Source organism: Candidatus Poribacteria bacterium, from assembly GCA_009839745.1.
GTDB lineage: Bacteria > Poribacteria > WGA-4E > WGA-4E > WGA-3G > WGA-3G.
Genome location: VXPE01000108.1, coordinates 86,616 through 104,123, shown reverse-complemented (window position 1 = coordinate 104,123; position 17,508 = coordinate 86,616). Strand labels below are relative to the sequence as shown.

Genomic DNA, 17,508 nt, shown 5'->3' with positions numbered 1-17,508 from the left:
TCAGTCATTAAAGAGGTTAGAGATGCCAGAAACAAGCGATAGGCACTTTGAAGAAGTCAGAGAAATTCGATTATCAGACTATTTTTGGATCCTTTTTCGGCATAAATGGAGTGTCCTTCTCATTTTCTTGCTCTCCGTTTTTGGGGCGTTTCTCATAACCGACCTAACTTCCCCGGTTTATCAATCCGAAACAACGCTTCGCGTCTTAGACGGTCAACCCACCTCTCCGCTACTTTCACAATTGCCGATCTCTGGACTATTGGGCAGTCCATCTTTGGGGGCTTATGCAGCACAGATACAATCGCGAGACCTCGTGATTGCCCCGGCTATCCGTCAACTCAGAGAGGAGGGACTCCTGGACCCGTTGCCTGTTCATCGTGGACGGTTTGTCGTGTGGCTTGCGGATTTGTTGAATATTACACTTGATCAGGAGGCGACAGAACAAGGCGAACTCACCCTCACTGAGTGGGAAGACTTCTTCACCAAAACGCTTATTGACGAGGAGCTAAAGGTTGAAGAAACACCCGATGGAAGTGTCATCACTGTTACTGTGACGCAGCGAACACCGGAACGCGCACAGAATATAGCCAATAGAATTGCGGCTGTGTTCCAAGCAGTCGTTGAAGCAGAAGCGGTTGAAAGAATGCAGTGGTGGGAAAAACCGCTCCCACAGACGATGTTGAATCAGATGAAAGAGAGTCTGATAACAGCTGAAGAGGCGTTCTTTAAGTTTCAGCAGGAGTACCCGGAGATTACCTTGAATGCGGAGGGTGGAACACAAGCACAGATAATTTTAGCACTTCAAGTGAAAGAAAATGAATTGATAGATCTTTTGATAAGTGCCGAATTTAGACTGGGGACCTATCAGGCAGAGCTGGAGGAATTATCAGAGAATATCGTCTCAGAAACAATTGCGCGGAACCCTTCGCATTCCAAGTTACAAGATAGTTTAAACCAATATGAAATTGATCGGGCGGAACTGCTGGGGAAGTATGATGAAACGCATCCTGAAGTCATGGCGATCGATCAAAAAATAAGGGAGACGCGAACACGCCTTGATACAGAAGAAAAAGAGATAAAAAGTACAACTTCTGCTTACAATCCGCTCCATCAGGTACTCACAGAGAAGGTGAATGAGGCGGAAGCGGCTATTATAAGTCTCAAAAGACAGAAGGAAGAGGTCGCCGCCAAAATCGCCGCACACCTTGAGAAATTGGGGAGTTGGTCCCCGACGCAATTGCAGTTTTATCGCCTCAAGCGGGATATTGAAATTTATACGACACAAGCAACGACTTTAGAAGCGAAGTTGCGGGAGGCGGAAATTTTCGCACAGGCGCGTACAGAGAGTATCAAAACTTTAGATATGGGATGGGCACCCGAAGAACCGTTGAAGCCTCGCCTAAAACTGAACCTCGCTTTAGGGGCATTAGTAGGTATGCTGCTCGGCTTTACTTATGCTGTCGCGAAAAATTACTTCGACGATACATATCTCCGTTTAGAAGATGCCGTGCGTCAATTGGATGCCTTACCCGAATCACCAAGTTTCCTTGGGGTCCTTCCCTCCATCAAAAAGCGCAATACGTACCGACTTCCACTCATTGTTCACGATGCGCCGCAATCACGATCCGCTGAGGCGTTTCGGGTCCTACAAGCGAAGCTGCCGTTTCTGAACCCAGGGGCACCCGTGAGAACGATTCTTGTTACGAGTGCGACTCGGGGCGAAGGGAAAAGCACGATCTCCTCGAATCTGGCTGTCGCGCTTGCGCAAAGGGGAAATAAAGTTTTACTAATTGATGCGGACATGCGTCGTCCCTCTCAACATAACACTTTTCCAGGAGACCAACCTGCTCAGGCGGAAGAGGTGAGGGAGACATCTGACGCTGAATTTCCTATTGCGCGCGTTGATGCTCGTAAACCCGGATTGAGCGAAGTCCTTATCCATTTAAACTCAGAAAATCGGGACGATATCCTCCACACAACGGTCAAGCAAACCGATATTCCTAATTTGCATCTTGTGCCGAGTGGCACTGTGCCCCCAAATCCTATTGAACTTCTGAACTCGGAAATGATGACGGATTGGCTGGAGTTTGCAAAATCGGAGTACGATGTGATTGTCATCGACTCGCCACCAGTCCGTGCCGTCGCTGATCCGATGATTTTGGCAAGCATCGTTGATGCGATTGTCTATGTGTTTGACATCACGAAGACCCGACGCTTTGATATGCTTACTGGCGTCCGGCATTTGACAGAAGCCTTCCCAATGAAAGGCATCGGTGTACTTTGCAACATGATCAACCCGAAGCACGCCAAGTCCTATGGGTATTACAGCCGCCACGGCAGCTACCATGGGCTTGTGGATGAGGGAGACGAGACCTAATGTTTGGAACTATGGCTTCCTGAGCACCGTTCCATGTCATCATGGGAATGGTATATGGGCATTCGCGGGCGGGTCCTCAATTCCGTTCGGGCATCACCAAGAACCTGCTCGTAATGAAATTAGGTCCTCCTTAAATGGCATAATTTGTCTTAGCTTTACATTTGGAGAGCAGTCCAGGCGCAATTAATTAAAATTCATCTTTCCCAAACTCGCAGGCGGGCGTGATGTTCCTACCCATCCGGCAAGGACAACCATTGTTAGGATATATGGTAAACTGTTCAACAATTGTCCAGGGATGTTCCATCGGTTCGCGAGTTCTAAAGCGGTGGCGAATCCGAAGAGAAAGCACGCTGCGATGCCGCTCAAGGGTCGCCAATTTCCGAAAATGACGGCTGCGAGTGCGAGATAACCGCGTCCTGCCGTCATTCCTTTTGTGAAATAGTGTACCTCAGATGCCAAAAAACAGCCGCCGATTCCTGCGAAGACGCCGCTTAGGAGGACTCCAATATATTGCCATTTCGCTCGACTCAGACTGAGTGCGGCGAGTGCTTCTGTTGATTCACCGGCTGCGCGCAGTCGCAATCCCCATGGGGTTTTAAAAAGGAGGATGTGACTCGCCACCATCAACACCGGTAACAAGTAGACGACGAAACTGTATGTACCGATAAATGGCAATTTCCAGTGTGGAAGACCGCCTACCTGTTCAGTCGTCGGTAAGAGGTATTCTGTAATTCCTAACGCTAAGATATTGATACCGACACCTGTGACAATCTGATCTGCGTGAAAAGTAACCGTTGCGACAGCGTGTAGTAGTGCCAATGCTAACGCAAAACCTGTCCCTACAAGCAGTCCGATCCATACTGACCCTGAAGCCTGTGTTCCGATAACGTAACCGAACGCCCCGATGAGCATCATACCTTCAAGCGCGAGGTTGATGACTCCGGCGCGTTCCGAATAGATGCCGCCGAGGGCGGCGAATCCCAGGGGTGTTGCCAGTCGTAAAGTACTTGGAATCATTTTTTAATTTTTCCTTGCGGTTCGGTCAGGTAGGTTTGATAGATAAAGTGCCTCTCCGTAGATTCGCCCGCGTATTGTTGCAGGCTACAAGTTTGGTTTAAGGAAAGGACTGTCAACATTCTCAAATCTAATAAGAGAGTTTCCTAACGCGCTTTTTTTCGAGAAATACTTTCTATACTAACTAACCAGATAATTAGCATGCCTTGACCCGCCAGAAATAGACCGCGCGGGACTTCCAGCAAAATTTCAATATCTAAGGCAACCTTGTTCAGCGATCCGAACAGGATAGCGGCAGCCAAAATACCGAAAGGATTGTTTCTGCCTAACAGTGCGACTGCGATCCCAGTGAACCCCCACCCTGATGAGAAATTATCCAAAAATCGGTGGCGGTATCCCATGACTTCCGCTACACCTGCTAACCCCGCAATCGCACCACTCAACGCCATCACCCATATTGTCACAGTCCCGGGATTTATGCCGCCGTAAGCTGCAGCATCTTGGGCATTTCCTACCAAGCGAAGTTCGTATCCCCAGCGGGTATACGTTAAGAAGATATAACAACATACAGCACACCCACACGCGAGCCAGAAACTCACGTTTAGTGGATTGCTTTGTGGGAGAACGGGGAGGAAAGATGCCAACCGTGGGAGCCGTGCCGCCTCGTGAATCTGTTGTGTTTGTGGAATCATCTGACCCGGTTCTTGGTAGACGGAGGTAACAAGATAATTCATAAGGGCGAATGCAATGAAATTCATCATGATGGTGTTGATAACTTCATGCGCGCCGTATCTCGCCTTTAAGAGTCCCGGGATCGCACCCCATCCAGCACCGGCAATCATTGCGCCACCTATACAGAAAGGGATCAACAGAAAAGGCGGGAGGTTCAGGTGTATGCCTATCCATGCCGCAGCGAACGCTGCGATATAGAGTTGCCCCTCACAACCGATATTAAATAGACCACTTTTGTATCCGATAGCGACAGCGAGTCCTGTAAATATAAGTGGGGTTGCGTTAAACAGGACATAGCCGAAATCGTCAAAACTCGCGAACCCACTCACAAGGATAATACTATAGAATTCCAGCGGATCCTGCCCACGTATCTGAAGCACAAGCCCACATAAAAGAAAAAATCCAACAATCGCAAGGAGCGAGGGTATAAAACTAACGAACAGATGTTTGGCTTGGGATTCTCTGTTCCACAACAGGGAGGCGAACACTTTTTGGATATTCAAGGTTTTTAACTATGGGATTCTGGTCGCTATAGACACTGCTCTCCGCTGGAGGACTTCAAAAGGATTCCCTTTAAGCACCTCATCGGAGGGCAATGCTGTAGAGGAACACAAGTGTTAACAGTTCAAAAACTGCTGAAATTTGACAAAAGCCTAAAAAACGTGGTATTATACGTGATATTAGGTTTCCGAGCCATATACCTGTTAGCATAACACAGGTGTCGGATTAAAACAATGCATTGATGAGGAAAAAGGCAGGAATGATTCGCTATGGAGACAAACAGAGCAAAGTTATCTCGTCTTGAAAATGAGTCCACCGCCCCTGGTCTTCCTGCTGTTTTGGGTGGAACCCCAGTGTTTGAAAAAACGTCTGATGCGCCCTATCCGAAGTTGGAACAGTGGAGCCAGATCACAGAAGAAGAGGCGCGAGTCGTTTACGAGATGACGCTTCGGAATGAACTCTCCGGTATATCCCCGACTGTTCAAGAATTTGAGCGAACCTGGTGTGAACGCCACCAGACCCGATTTGCTGTGAGTCTCACCAATGGCACTGCGGCACTCCACAGCGCAATGTTTGGACTTGGGGTCGGCCCGGGTGATGAAGTTATCTGTCCGACCTATACATGGATGGGATCAATTACACCGGTGTTGACGTTGATGGCAAAGCCGGTTTTCTGTGAAGTGGATCCGAGGACGTTGTTAATTGATGTTGCTGATGTCCGACGGCGTATTACACCACGAACCAAGGCGATTGTGGCGGTGCATCTGTGGGGCAATGTGTGTGATATGGACGCGCTTATGGCACTCAGCGCAGAGACAGGGGTCCCGGTCATAGAGGATTGTTCGCACGCACATGGTGCCTCCTACAAAGGTGTGCCGTGTGGTAGCATTGGACAGGCGGGGGCGTGGAGTTTGCAAGGAAGTAAACCGATTAGCGGGGGCGAAGGTGGAATGCTTGCCACCGACGATGTCACGGTTTTTGAGAGGGCTTGTCTACTCGGACAAGTCAATCGTCCTGCTAATGTCGTTGGCGAGACGGTAGAAGAACTACGCTATACGCATCTCCCACCAATGGGGCTTGGTGTCAAATTTCGTGCACATCCACTCGCAATCGGTATTGCTTCCGTGCAGCTGCAGAAACTTGATAATCTCAATGCAAACCGCCGTGCCTATATTCAAAGAATCTCCGACGGGTTGCGAGAAATCCCGGGTGTTTCTCCTATTGAAACATATTCAGGTGCTGAACCAGCGGGATTCTTTGGATTTCCTATCCACTATCACGCAGAAGAGATGCATGGGCTCCCGGCACCCGTATTTGCCGAGGCGCTCCGAAAAGAGGGTGTTTTGGCAAACAATAACCCTTACCCGCTTGTCGTTGGCGACGGTGTACCTGTATTTTCGGGGAGCAGGTTTCCGACGAATAGTAATCCGTATCCGCTTCTGCATACCTTACCACTTTTCACACAAGGACTTGATATATACACGGAGGGTCGCGGCGCACTCTGCACCAACGATATGGGTGGGGAATTTGAAACATACACTCCAGGGGATTTACCTGTGACTGAAAAGACCTGTTCGCAGCTTATATTTTTACCGTTGTTGACAGAACCCGTGGCAGGTGCTGTGTCAGGCATTCTGGACGCTATTCGCAAAGTCTCTTTACACAGTCACTTGATAATAGGAGGTCGGCAATTAAAAATACGGAATTTTCAGCTCGGACGCGTATCCAGAATATAGAAATCTTCAAGACCGAACCGTTAGATGTTTTAGTCATCGGTGGTGGTATCGTCGGTGCGGGTTTAATCCGGGACCTTGCGCTCAACGGTGGTATCAAAGCAGGCTTGATTGAACAAGGCGATTTTGCGAACGGAACGAGTAGTGCTACGTCCCAACTCGTCCATGGCGGTTTTCGTTATCTGCTTAAGCGGGACATTGAACTCGTCAAAAATGCACGTCGGGAACGCGAAATCCTTCGCCGGATTGCGCCGAATCTTGTGAAGCCAATCCCGTTAGCACTTCTTTGCTACAAAGGTGATCCGTATCCGTTGACAGGCATGCAACTCGCTGCGCATTATTACAATTGCCTCTCTAAAACGGATGAAACGGAGAAATCAATAGCGATTCGCGATGTCCGAAAGATACGGCATCTTGTCGGACCTATTGCCACAAATTCCTTAAAGGGGTGTGTCCTGCTATGGGATAGTATGGTCAACGATGCTCGGTTGACCCTCGCGACCCTCAAGGATGCCCATCAACACGGGGCGATTGTCGCAAACTACGTCCGTTTTCTCGATTTTGTGAGAAAACCGGAGACTGCCAATTCCGCGAACGGGATTTACAGAATAGTTGCTGAAGATGTTATTTCTGGAAAACGTTTTGAGATTTCGGCACGAAAAATTGTATCGGCAACGGGTCCCTGGAGCGACCATATATGGCGTAAAGATCCGAGTTACGACGGCACCTCGCGCTTATTGACAGAAAACGCGAAAGGTATCCATCTCCTTTTGCCGCGCTATGGAAAAGAGGGCGACAATGCCTACGGTCTGATAACCTTCACGCAAGTGAACAAACAGCGGAGACGTAATCCGCGAGTGATTTTTATTCTGCCCGGTGCTCACAATACCTCCATTGTTGGCACGACTGAAACAACACCGGAAGAGGAATTAGCATCAGTCCGCCCATCAGCGAATGAGGTGACATATCTGCTCTCAGAAACACAGCGAATCTTTCCAGAAAAGAGGCTCAACAAGGATACTATTATTGCCGCTTATGCTGGTACTCGACCTCTCATCGCGGTGAACCAGCATTCGCACGGATTCGCAAAAACTGATTTTGTTTCAAGGGAGCATTTAATTACAGAGAGCCTAAGTGGGATTATGTATCTCTATGGTGGAAAACTCACTACACATCGTCAGATGGCGGAAGAGACCGTGAACCATCTTGCCGCATTTTTAAAGGTCCCACGCGCCTGTAAAACTGCCACTCAACCATTGCCGAATGCAATCGGGGAGGCATCAGGTGCGGATGCAGAGCGTCTTGTTAAGCGATATGGCGCAGGGTATCGCACGATTCAAAAATTTATCACTGAAGATGCGGGACTTGGGGAGTTAGTAACCTCCTCTCTTCCGTTCACGAAGGCTGAACTCCTCTATGCCTATTGGGGTGAAATGGCAATCACACTTGAAGATGTTCTGTGGCGACGGACACGGATCGGTTGGACGCCCGGCCAAGGTGTTGATATAGCTCCACAAATTGCGCAATTTTTGGGCGAGAAAAATAATTGGAATGATACCAGAATCGCAGCAGAGGTCGAGGCATATCGGGAACGTATCCGTTGGTTAAACTCTAATTTGTAGAATAACCGCGCATATCTTCATTTCCATGAAGAAGTCAAAACTGTGATTTCCCTAATTATTGGAGATTTCATCATCAGCGTAAATCACATAAATTACAATAGCGCAGATCTCCTATAGAGGAAACCTGCAGGACAATGGTCAAAAATGGAAGTTTATCGTTGGGAAGACCGGAAATTTGGGAAGCTGGAACCTTTGCGTTTTGGTGAGGAACGCGACTTCGAAGACCTGCTTGAAAAAGACGCAACGCTGGTCCTCGGTGAACCGCTTTGTGTTATCAGTAGGCAACCGCCATTAAGCACATCAAAACAGAAAATTGATCTGCTGGCACTCGATCGACAGGGTAATTGCGTGATTATTGAACTCAAGCGTGGAAAACCCTCTCGGACCGCAATTACACAAATTTTAGAGTATGCCGCCGGGGTTTCTCAACTCTCTTTTATAGCGTTGGAGACGCTCGCGTATCGCTGGTGCCAACAACAGGGTAAAGAATTCTCCTCGCTCACTGCCCTACATAGCGAATTTTTTGGCTATGAGCCGGGTGACATCCGGAAATCGGCATTCAATCAAAAACAGCGATTGGTGCTTGTTTCTGAGGGAGTAGACACACGCGTCTTAGAGGTTGCAGAATATCTACGGGCTCTGGGGCTTGATCTCACCTATATCTCCTATTTTTCCTACCATGCCCCTGACGAAATTTTAGTCGCAACTGAGACCGTTCTCGGTGGGACGCTCGTTAAGGAGGAAGAACGAAGTTATGGACCCACCACACAGCGATTTATGACACTCCCATTGTTTATTGAGATGCTACAGGAGAATGAGGAACTCTCGCAAATTGCCCATGAATTCGTGGAATATGTTGAGGCGTGTGGTGCAACACTTCGACCCCGGATCGCGAAACTTAGGATGACTTTCGGGGGACACTGGTGGCTTGACACGTATCCTTCAAGAAGGGCAACCCACTTCCGGGTCGATGTCCACGGAGACTTCACACCACTCCATATTGTCGAGTGCCGAGCCAATTTGCCCAATGTAACAGTCAAGAATTTCGGTATCTCTTTTAACATCGCTTCTAAAGCGCATCTCGATTATGCGATTGAGATTTTTGAACGCGTCCGTAACTCCATCCTCTCCTCTTAACTGACCACTGATGGCTATCTATCAATTTTACCCAAGATGGCGGCCTGCAACAACGGCACAAGCGGATTTGAGCAGGATTCTGTTATACACAAAACACCCGATTTAACGCCTTGCGAATAATTAAAAATGCGGTTTGGTCATCCTGAATTCCTCCATTTTTTATGGGCAGTGCCACCTTTGATCCTGTTGCTTTTTTTGGGATTACAACGGAAACGGAAAGCACTGCTGCGATTTTACAGGAATGTCGATCCGGCACACCTACATCGACACAAGGTTCAAGCGGGATTATTGTTGCTGAGTTCTTCGCTCCTAATATTTGCAAGCGCGCGTCCGCAGTGGGGTGCCAAACCCGAATCGGTTGCGGAACGATTGGATGTCATGCTCGCATTGGATATTTCGACCAGTATGCTTGCGGAGGATGAAGCATCCCTTCGGCGATTAACCCACGCGAAGGAGATTATGTTTTCACTATTAGAGGCACTTAAAGATGACCGGGTCGGCTTACTGTACTTTGCTGAAGCGAGTTTCGTGGTATGTCCTTTGACGAACGATAGTGCGACTCTCAGAGAATTCTTGGAGGCGATAACTGCCGAAACGCTTACCCACAGCGGAACCCGTATCGGCACTGCTATTGAAACAGCGACCCCTCGACTCAGATCAAATCGGAACGATACAACAGGGATAGATGCCGACTTTGGAGGGCAGAAGGTCCTGATTCTGTTTACAGATGGAGAGAACCACGGTGAAGAGGCGATTGCGGCAGCGAGGACGGCGACCCAAGAAGGGGTGCATATCTATTGTGTCGGTATTGGTAAGGCTGTCCGCCCAGTGCCGATTCCGCTTCCGCAAGGCACTGCTACGGCAACCACTCCTTACAAGCGCGATGCCAACGGACAACTCGTCCTAACAGCATTAGATGAAAATCAATTGCGGGAAATTGCTGAAGCCGGGAACGGTCGTTACTATCATGCAAATACAGGGGTTGCCCAGTTAACAGCAGACTTGGCGCGGCTCGAAAAACAGAAATTCAGGATCCGTTCGGATGGCGAATATCAGGAACGATTTCAATTATTTGTCTTTGGGGCGTTAATCCTGCTTATCTGTGAAAGATGGCTATCAGTCACAAGAGGGTCTGTTAAACGAAAACCTCTTAACTGACCCTTGAAAGGGGTGCGTAGCGACCCGATCTGATAACCCTTAAGCTTTTTTGAGCGTTAATCCCCCTGGACGGAAACGCATTAAGAGAATAAGGATGATCCCAAAGATAAGATAGCGGGCATTGCCAAATTGATATGGAATAATGAAGCCCGGTCTCAGAATCTCACCCAATGATCCAAGAATCGCTGCGCCTATCATTGCGCCCCTTATACTTCCCATCCCTCCGAGGACGACCATACAGAGAATGAAAATCGACTCCCAAAATTCAAAGAATGGCGCACTGATATTAACTTGGAATTGTGCGACGAATGCCCCACCTAAAGCACCGATCGCTGCACTCACTGTAAATGCCAATGCTTTATAACGACTCACATCAATTCCCATACTTTCTGCTGCTTGTTCATCTTCACGAATCGCGACCCATGCCCTTCCGACGCGAGAATGCTGGAGTCGATAGGTGATAAAGATGACCAGAGTCAACAGGATGAGAATATGGTAGTAATTGTGCCAATTCTGATTGAACACGACTCCAAAAATGGCAGGCGGCGGAATGTCCCGAACCAGTCCGTTCGGACCGCCAATGAGCCACTCTTCGTTTTTCACGACACGAAAAAGCAATTCAGCAAATCCGAAGGTGACGATTGCGAAATAATCACCAGTGAGCCGCAACGTGGGGGCTCCGCGCAACAATCCCCACAAAGCCCCATTGACTATAGCGAGGGGCAGTGCAATCCAGTAAGTCATCCCAAGTCGCGCCATTAAGAGGCCTGCTGTATAGCCACCGATCAGGTAAAATCCGACATAGCCGAGATCGAGTTGCCCTGTGAACCCACACACAATGTTTAATCCAATTGCAAGGAGCATGTAGAGATAGGCGCGGACAATAATCCGCAACATGTAATCTCCACTTGGCAAACCCAGGTAAATATCGTAACCTGACAAGAAAAGGGATATGGCATCTATACCATACATTAAGAGCGGTAGAAAACAGACGAATAAGCCAAAGATGATATTTTTCGGTGTCAGTTTATTTTTCATGCTACGCGCGTTTTCCTGTTGATTTTCCGAGTAAACCGGAAGGACGAACAACAATGACTGCAATCATGAGGATGTAAGCAATGGCTAATCGGTATCCTGAGGAAATGTATCCGGCCCCAAACACTTCGGCTACACCTATGATGAGTCCTCCGAGCATTGCTCCGGTGACATTCCCTATTCCACCGAGGACAGCCGCGGCAAACGCTGCGACCCCTTTATAGTATCCCATCGTCGGCGTAACACTTTCGCTGAGGCCTACCATTATACCCGCTACCGCTCCCAAAGCAGAACCGATAGCAAATGTTATAGCAATCACTCGATTGGTTTTAATTCCCATCAGATTTGCAGCAACCTGGTTTTGGGCACATGCTCGCATCGCTCTACCAATTTTGGTTAGGTGAATCAATCTATTCAGGGCAATCATTAAAATAAGTGCCAATAGGATGATAAACACGTCTCGATACGGTAGGGCTGCACCGCCGGGGAGTGAAATTGCATTTTGACCTTGGAAGATTGTTGGAAGAATTTCAGCGGGAAATTGACGAGGTCGAGCCGACCAGATCATCCGAGCAAGGTTTTGCAGGGCAAGGGACATCCCTATTGCTGTAATCAACGCTGATAGACGCGGGGCGTTCCGCAGGGGACGATAGGCTACCAAGTCCATCAGCACGCCTAATATTGCACAGAGAACCATACTCAGCGGCAACGCTATCCAAAACGGTATACCGAAGACTGTTATCAGCATGAGTGCGATGTAGGCACCGAACATGAAAATTTCGCCATGTGCGAAGTTTATCAGTTGAATAATGCCGTAAACCATCGTGTAGCCAACAGCGATGAGCGCATAGATGCCTCCGAGCACTAATCCGTTAATAATTTGTTCCAAAAATTGGGCCATATTTTTCTTCTTCCGGTATTGAGGCTATAGAAAGTCTCTGGTTTCTCTATCTGTATATTGCTGTAAGAAGAAAGTCCGTTTTAAAATCACTCTAATTCAAGGAGTTGTTGCTCGGCTGCAACAAATTGACCGTCTGTCACACTTTTCACGTAAGCTGGTTTATTAACCGTATCACCATTCCTATCAAAATAGGTTAACCCTGTAACACCTTTGTAGCCTTCTTCCGGGGTATCCAAGGATGCCAAATGGTCACGGATAGCCTTCCGGTTATCCGCAACGGATGCCTCTGGATTATAGGTTTTTGCCAAGGCATCTGCAATCATTCCAACAGCATCATACGTCAATGCCGCCCACGTATCGGGAGTCGCACCATGAAGTGCTTCAAAATTGGCTGCCATCTGTTGGGCATCCTCTCCCGCTGCACCGAAGGTAAAAGGCGTTGTTAGGTAAGTGCCTTCTGCAGCGGAACCTGCGATCGTGAGAAAATCGGGGGAATCCACACCATCCGCGCCGAAAAACTGTGCTGTGATTCCAGCTTCACGTCCCTGTTTGACGATCAAGCCAGCTTCTTGATAGAGGCCAGAGATAAAAATAGCATCGGGATTTTTGGCTTTGATACTGGTGAGTTGTGCTTTAAAGTTCGTGCTATCCCGCTCATACGCTTCATCGGCAACGAGGTTCAGCCCAACTTTTTCGGCTTCCGCGACGAATGCGTTTCTTAAACCTCGCCCATAGTCATCATTATCAAAAAAGACAGCAACAGATTGGAGGTCTGTCAGGACCTCGTCAATATATCGAGCAATGAATTTCCCTTGGAAATCGTCCCGATACAAGTTTCGGAATGTCCAATCGCTTCCTTCACAAACAGTCACATTCGTGGAACCGGGCGATAGTTCGACAATACCGGCGCGTTGGTAAATTGGTTTACCTGCCAATGAACAGGAACTGTTAAAGTGTCCAACGACTGCGAGGATTTGCAAATTACTGGCGATCCGTTCTGCTACAAGGCTTGCCTCGGCATCTTTACCGGCATCATCTTCAAAAATTAGTGTCAACTTCATGCCGTTGATCCCGCCGGCTTCATTGATCTCTTTTTCCCGGAGTTCAGCACCGCGTTTAATCATTTCGCCAAATGCTGCCGCGTTCCCTGTGAAGGGTGCTGCTACAGCGACTTTAAGCTCTTTCTGTTGGTCTTGGCACCCCGAAGCAGATATAAGCCCTACTATCAATAATATAATAAGCCAATTCTTCATTTTACTATGTACTCCCTTCATTAATAATAGCAAATCCTGCGTTGCTAACCTGTATTCAACCCTTAAGGTTATCGTTATTTTACGGCAGGACCTGCCTAAAGTCAATTTTAAATTCCAATTTATCCTCTTTACCGTCTGGATGGACAATCCGAACTTGAGGGACAACAATTCGAATATCTGTGGCGGCACTCTCAAGCCGATCGAAAATTAAGAAACCGCCCCGTTTCGCGCCAGAGAACAACTTCGCCCCTTCAAAGATGTGGTCCTCTATCACAATTCGTCCCAACTCCAGTGCCTCGGCATCTATGTAAGACCGATAGTACCCATAGTCAGGATAGTAGCCGTAGGTGCTGGGTAACCCAGCCCGTACAGGCATGTAAGGATAACCCGCTTCCCAAGTGTCATGCTGCGAAAGATCCACATTATCATAGAGTGCGTCGAAATAATCGTTGGATAGATTGGCGTATTGCCCGCCGTTTTCATCAATGAGGATGGCTGCGGCGTCAACCAGAACGCGTCGGTTTTCTCGATTATGGACTGTAATATCGAACACTGTGTAGATAGGCTCAACGGCACCGTTCTTCTGAACTAAGAGATACGGATTCACTCTCGAATCTTCGGTGAGTGCGAACAGTTCTACTTCATCAAACGGTTTAATCGTAACGGCAACCCCTTTTTTTTCCACAGTTGCCGCCCCTGTCTCCAGATTGATATGTGCGTTAAAGCGTCCGGCGATGGGTTCCATATAGACATCAACTGAGGGGTGCGGCGGGACAGCACATCCTACTAATAATGTTCCTATTAAGAGAAACATGCCGATTCCGCCTATACTCTGATACCGGAACTGGATGCGATCTTTCGGACGATTCATCAGTCTCACCCTCCTTTGTGATTATATTTTACGTCGCGTGTGTTTTCTTGTCAAACCTTTTAATTTTATCTTTTAATTTTACCTTGCGGTTAAACAACATAGGTGTTATCCTTCACGTGCCTTTCTCAAATCCGCCTGCGTGTCTTTGCTTGGGGTTTTTGATAGGGGTCTTTGCTTGGGCATTTCTGCGTATTTCTGCGTATTTCTGCGTATTGTTGCAGGCTACAGGTTTGGTATGATGTTTAAAAAAACAAATGGTTCTTCTAAAATTCCCATTGCAGTAGCGGGACGCGCTGATGCCAAACCAGCATTCCCATCGCTGTTCCAATTGCTGCCCCGGCTATCACATCTGACGTGTAATGTCGTCCGAGATAGATACGCGAAAAACCGACGAGTCCTGCTCCAACATAGAGCGGAATCCGCCATTTCGGATACCGACACCCTAAAATCGTTGCTGAACTGAACGCTAAGGATGTATGTCCAGACGGAAAAGCTGGATTCCCCAAGCTCTCATCAAGGGGACGTTTCCGACCAATCAACCTCTTCATACCAAACGTTACCAACCCAGTCCCGAGGAACGCGGAAGATAAAAGCCTGCCAGTTTCCTGATGTGCTTCATCACCGTATGCCATGAGGAGAACAGAAAGCCCCATAACTGCCCGATAATGCCCAAATTCTGTTATCCCTTCCATGAGTGTCCACGTCGGTTGCTGACGGGGTGGGGCATCATAGATACGATCAAAGAGGGTCTCATCCCATCTCGATAGAAAGTTCTCGGCATTTGCTTCGGATCCTGTTATAATAGTGCAGAGAACCAGTGCACAGAAAAGCCATGATTTCAGAGATTTGACTAAGATATAACTTGCACACCTATACTGCGTCATGAAACTGGATTCCGTCTATTTTGTTACATTCGTATAATTTTTAAGTGGCATGCGCGTTCGGGTTACAACACCAAAATGGAGATAAAAAGATGCGAATACGCAATGCCGTGGTTGAATATGACCTAGAAGAGGCGGCGGCACTGCTGGATATTTCACCCGCAGACCTGAAACAGGCGGCCAGTGCTGGACATCTCCAATATTACTACCGACTCGGTGAAGATGGCTATCGGTTCCATGAGGCGAGTCTCCGCGCCAATCAAGATTTGCTTTCGCAGGAAGACTATCTCGCTAAAGTGCTACGCACGTGTTCACCTTCAGAGACGAACACGGAGTCTGATGCATCGGAATCAGATCCCCCGTCCACGCCCTCCGATCCATAACCCGTTCCTGCATTTCCAATTTAATCGGTCAATTTTCCAAGGGTCCTTTGCGCTTCAAGGCTTGTGCAAATTGAGTAGACGCGCTGCGGAAGCGCGCCTGGGGGAAAAGTGATTTAAGCCCTTATCCGTTTTGTTAGTTTGCTTTAAGCCGTCCCCAAGTGGTTGCGAGTTTACCGCGCGCTTCCACAGCAAGAAACGCCTCAACACCGTCGTTCATAATGGCATTGACTTCTTCCTCTGTCAAACCCCGTTTCCAGACGTTGAAATCGTCCATCAGTCCGGCGAAGGGACGGTTGTTGTCAATGTTATAACCGACGCGTGCCCCGTTGTCCCAATCTCCTGCGATAGGCGTGCCGACGCGTGCTTTTTCTTCACCGACATTTCTTCCATTGATGTAAAGGATGGCTTTCCCATCGGCGCGACTGAACGTGCCAGCGTAATGCTGCCATTCATTCGCCTTGTTATCCCCGGCGCGAATGTCAAAGATAGTCGCTCCACCGGGACTCCGATTGAGCCAGCGAAATTTGCCGCTGCCGCGTGCCTCTGGATGGACGAGCCATGTATTATCACCTGCACGTGCGTTAAAAACCGCCATATCTGCGACGGCTTCGACGTTGATCCATGCCACAATACTCATACCTTCAGTCGGAATATCTTCAGGCTTGATATTGGGTCCATCTAAGTCGAGGAAACTTCCGGTTACGAAGTGGGCGGCTTTGCCGAATTTCCCGTCATTGGATTGTGTGACCTTTCCGTTAATTGCGCCATCGTAGCCACGACCAGATTTTTCAACGACGGTATCCCCTTTAAAGTCTTCATAATCGAAGTAAAGCACCAAATCCGGGTCTAAAACATCCGCTGCAAAAGCTGCCAAAGGGGTTACATAGAAAGTCGCTATCAGGAGTAGGCACACCAGATAAGGGATTAGTTTACAATCCATCATTGTAAATTTTAGGTTCTGTTTCATTTTTTTCAGGTCCTCCTTGAGATGAACCATTCTTTCACTTTTTTACAAACGAATCATTTACCTTAAAGTATACCACGTTTCCATTCGGGTCTGCAACCAAAACCAAAAAAATCTTGATTTTAACTTCGGTTTGCGTTAAACTGACTTGAGGAACAAATAGGAAAAAGTGTCAAAAATAAAATATTATGAGGGAACGTAAGGTTGCAAAGTGTAGGAATTATTCCAGCACGCTATGCCTCAAGCCGTTTTGAAGGCAAACCGTTGGCGGATCTGCTCGGGAAGCCGATGGTGCAGCATGTTTACGAAAGTGCGTGCCGCGCAAAAACGTTAGATGAAGTTATTGTCGCCACAGATGACCAACGGATTTATGATGCCGTGACCCACTTCGGCGGCAATGTGGAGATGACGGGGCAATGTGCAACGGGTACCGAACGCGTAGCTGTGGTTGCAGAACGTTTGACGTGTGATATTGTTGCCAATATCCAAGGAGATGAACCGTTGCTTGAACCTGCCCAGATAGACCTGATGCTGCAGCCTTTCATTGACAGACCGGAGATTCAAGTTTGCACGTTAAAACAGCGGGTTGAAACTGCTGTCGACTATCAAGACGTTAACGTTGTTAAAGTCGTTACGGATCTTCAGGGCGATGCGTTGTATTTTTCACGTGCGTCCGTGCCCGGTCAGGTCAATGAAACAGCGTTACATAAATCCCCAGTGTATCGACATGTAGGCTTGTACGCTTATCGTCGCGAGCAGCTTCTGGCGTTCACGAGGTGGAGCAGCACGCCTTACGAACTCGCGGAGGGATTAGAGCAATTGCGTTTTTTAGAGCACGGTGTCCCCATTCATGTTGTCGAAACGGATACGCCACTCATCGGAGTCGATGTTCCTGCCGACTTGGAGCGGGTGAAACAAATTTTGGAGGCTTTATAAGGAAATTTCC

At 48.1% G+C, this 17,508-nt stretch carries 15 protein-coding genes; 7 read left to right on the top strand and 8 right to left on the bottom strand.

The features are described from left to right. The first annotated feature begins 22 nt into the window (after positions 1 to 22). Positions 23 to 2,377, top strand: a complete 2,355-nt coding sequence (locus F4X88_16520; GenBank protein ID MYA57887.1) for an AAA family ATPase — start codon at positions 23 to 25, stop codon at positions 2,375 to 2,377. Positions 2,378 to 2,560: 183 nt separating this feature from the next. Here F4X88_16520 and F4X88_16515 read toward each other — a convergent pair whose 3' ends face one another. Together F4X88_16515 and F4X88_16510 are read right to left on the bottom strand one after the other, a co-directional pair. After that, a complete protein-coding gene (locus tag F4X88_16515) occupies positions 2,561 to 3,394 on the bottom strand; it encodes an ABC transporter permease (GenBank protein MYA57886.1) in 834 nt (277 codons plus the stop codon). 143 nt (positions 3,395 to 3,537) lie between these two features. Beyond that, positions 3,538 to 4,626: an ABC transporter permease gene (locus F4X88_16510; protein MYA57885.1), complete on the bottom strand. Its 1,089-nt coding sequence runs from the start codon at positions 4,624 to 4,626 to the stop codon at positions 3,538 to 3,540. A gap of 267 nt (positions 4,627 to 4,893) precedes the next feature. Between F4X88_16510 and F4X88_16505 the strand changes: the two genes are divergently transcribed. From F4X88_16505 to F4X88_16490, 4 genes are all read left to right on the top strand, one after another. After that, entirely contained in the window at positions 4,894 to 6,360 is a 1,467-nt protein-coding gene (locus F4X88_16505) for a DegT/DnrJ/EryC1/StrS family aminotransferase (GenBank protein MYA57884.1), read from the top strand. A 104-nt stretch (positions 6,361 to 6,464) separates the two neighbouring features. Next, the gene (locus tag F4X88_16500) at positions 6,465 to 7,979 is read left to right on the top strand and encodes a glycerol-3-phosphate dehydrogenase/oxidase (GenBank protein ID MYA57883.1); all 1,515 of its coding nucleotides are present in this window, start codon (positions 6,465 to 6,467) and stop codon (positions 7,977 to 7,979) included. 144 nt (positions 7,980 to 8,123) lie between these two features. Continuing rightward, on the top strand, positions 8,124 to 9,116 hold the full coding sequence (locus F4X88_16495) for a DUF91 domain-containing protein (protein MYA57882.1): 993 nt from the start codon (positions 8,124 to 8,126) through the stop codon (positions 9,114 to 9,116). Positions 9,117 to 9,242: 126 nt separating this feature from the next. Continuing rightward, positions 9,243 to 10,274 (top strand): VWA domain-containing protein, encoded by a 1,032-nt coding sequence (locus tag F4X88_16490; protein ID MYA57881.1) that lies wholly within the window; start codon positions 9,243 to 9,245, stop codon positions 10,272 to 10,274. 39 nt (positions 10,275 to 10,313) lie between these two features. On the opposite strand, the gene F4X88_16485 is transcribed toward F4X88_16490, so the two are convergent. The 5 genes from F4X88_16485 to F4X88_16465 all read right to left on the bottom strand — a co-directional run bounded on the left by F4X88_16485 (position 10,314) and on the right by F4X88_16465 (position 15,026). Continuing rightward, a complete protein-coding gene (locus F4X88_16485; GenBank protein ID MYA57880.1) occupies positions 10,314 to 11,312 on the bottom strand; it encodes a branched-chain amino acid ABC transporter permease in 999 nt (332 codons plus the stop codon). A 1-nt stretch (position 11,313) separates the two neighbouring features. Continuing rightward, positions 11,314 to 12,210, bottom strand: coding sequence for a branched-chain amino acid ABC transporter permease (locus tag F4X88_16480; GenBank protein MYA57879.1), 897 nt, complete (start codon positions 12,208 to 12,210; stop codon positions 11,314 to 11,316). A gap of 86 nt (positions 12,211 to 12,296) precedes the next feature. Next, positions 12,297 to 13,484: an ABC transporter substrate-binding protein gene (locus F4X88_16475; GenBank protein MYA57878.1), complete on the bottom strand. Its 1,188-nt coding sequence runs from the start codon at positions 13,482 to 13,484 to the stop codon at positions 12,297 to 12,299. Between the two features lie 58 nt (positions 13,485 to 13,542). Further along, positions 13,543 to 14,334 carry a hypothetical protein gene (locus F4X88_16470; protein MYA57877.1) on the bottom strand — a complete coding sequence of 264 codons (792 nt, stop codon included), beginning with the start codon at positions 14,332 to 14,334 and terminating at the stop codon, positions 13,543 to 13,545. A gap of 263 nt (positions 14,335 to 14,597) precedes the next feature. After that, the gene (locus tag F4X88_16465) at positions 14,598 to 15,026 is read right to left on the bottom strand and encodes a phosphatase PAP2 family protein (protein MYA57876.1); all 429 of its coding nucleotides are present in this window, start codon (positions 15,024 to 15,026) and stop codon (positions 14,598 to 14,600) included. 281 nt (positions 15,027 to 15,307) lie between these two features. Between F4X88_16465 and F4X88_16460 the strand changes: the two genes are divergently transcribed. After that, positions 15,308 to 15,598, top strand: a complete 291-nt coding sequence (locus F4X88_16460) for a helix-turn-helix domain-containing protein (protein MYA57875.1) — start codon at positions 15,308 to 15,310, stop codon at positions 15,596 to 15,598. A gap of 133 nt (positions 15,599 to 15,731) precedes the next feature. Here the strand turns inward: F4X88_16460 and F4X88_16455 are convergent, their stop codons facing one another. After that, complete coding sequence (locus F4X88_16455; GenBank protein MYA57874.1) at positions 15,732 to 16,595, bottom strand: LamG domain-containing protein; 864 nt, start codon at positions 16,593 to 16,595, stop codon at positions 15,732 to 15,734. A 171-nt stretch (positions 16,596 to 16,766) separates the two neighbouring features. Here F4X88_16455 and kdsB point away from each other — a divergent pair, with 171 nt between their 5' ends. After that, positions 16,767 to 17,498 carry a 3-deoxy-manno-octulosonate cytidylyltransferase gene (gene kdsB / locus F4X88_16450; GenBank protein ID MYA57873.1) on the top strand — a complete coding sequence of 244 codons (732 nt, stop codon included), beginning with the start codon at positions 16,767 to 16,769 and terminating at the stop codon, positions 17,496 to 17,498. Positions 17,499 to 17,508 lie beyond the last annotated feature (10 nt).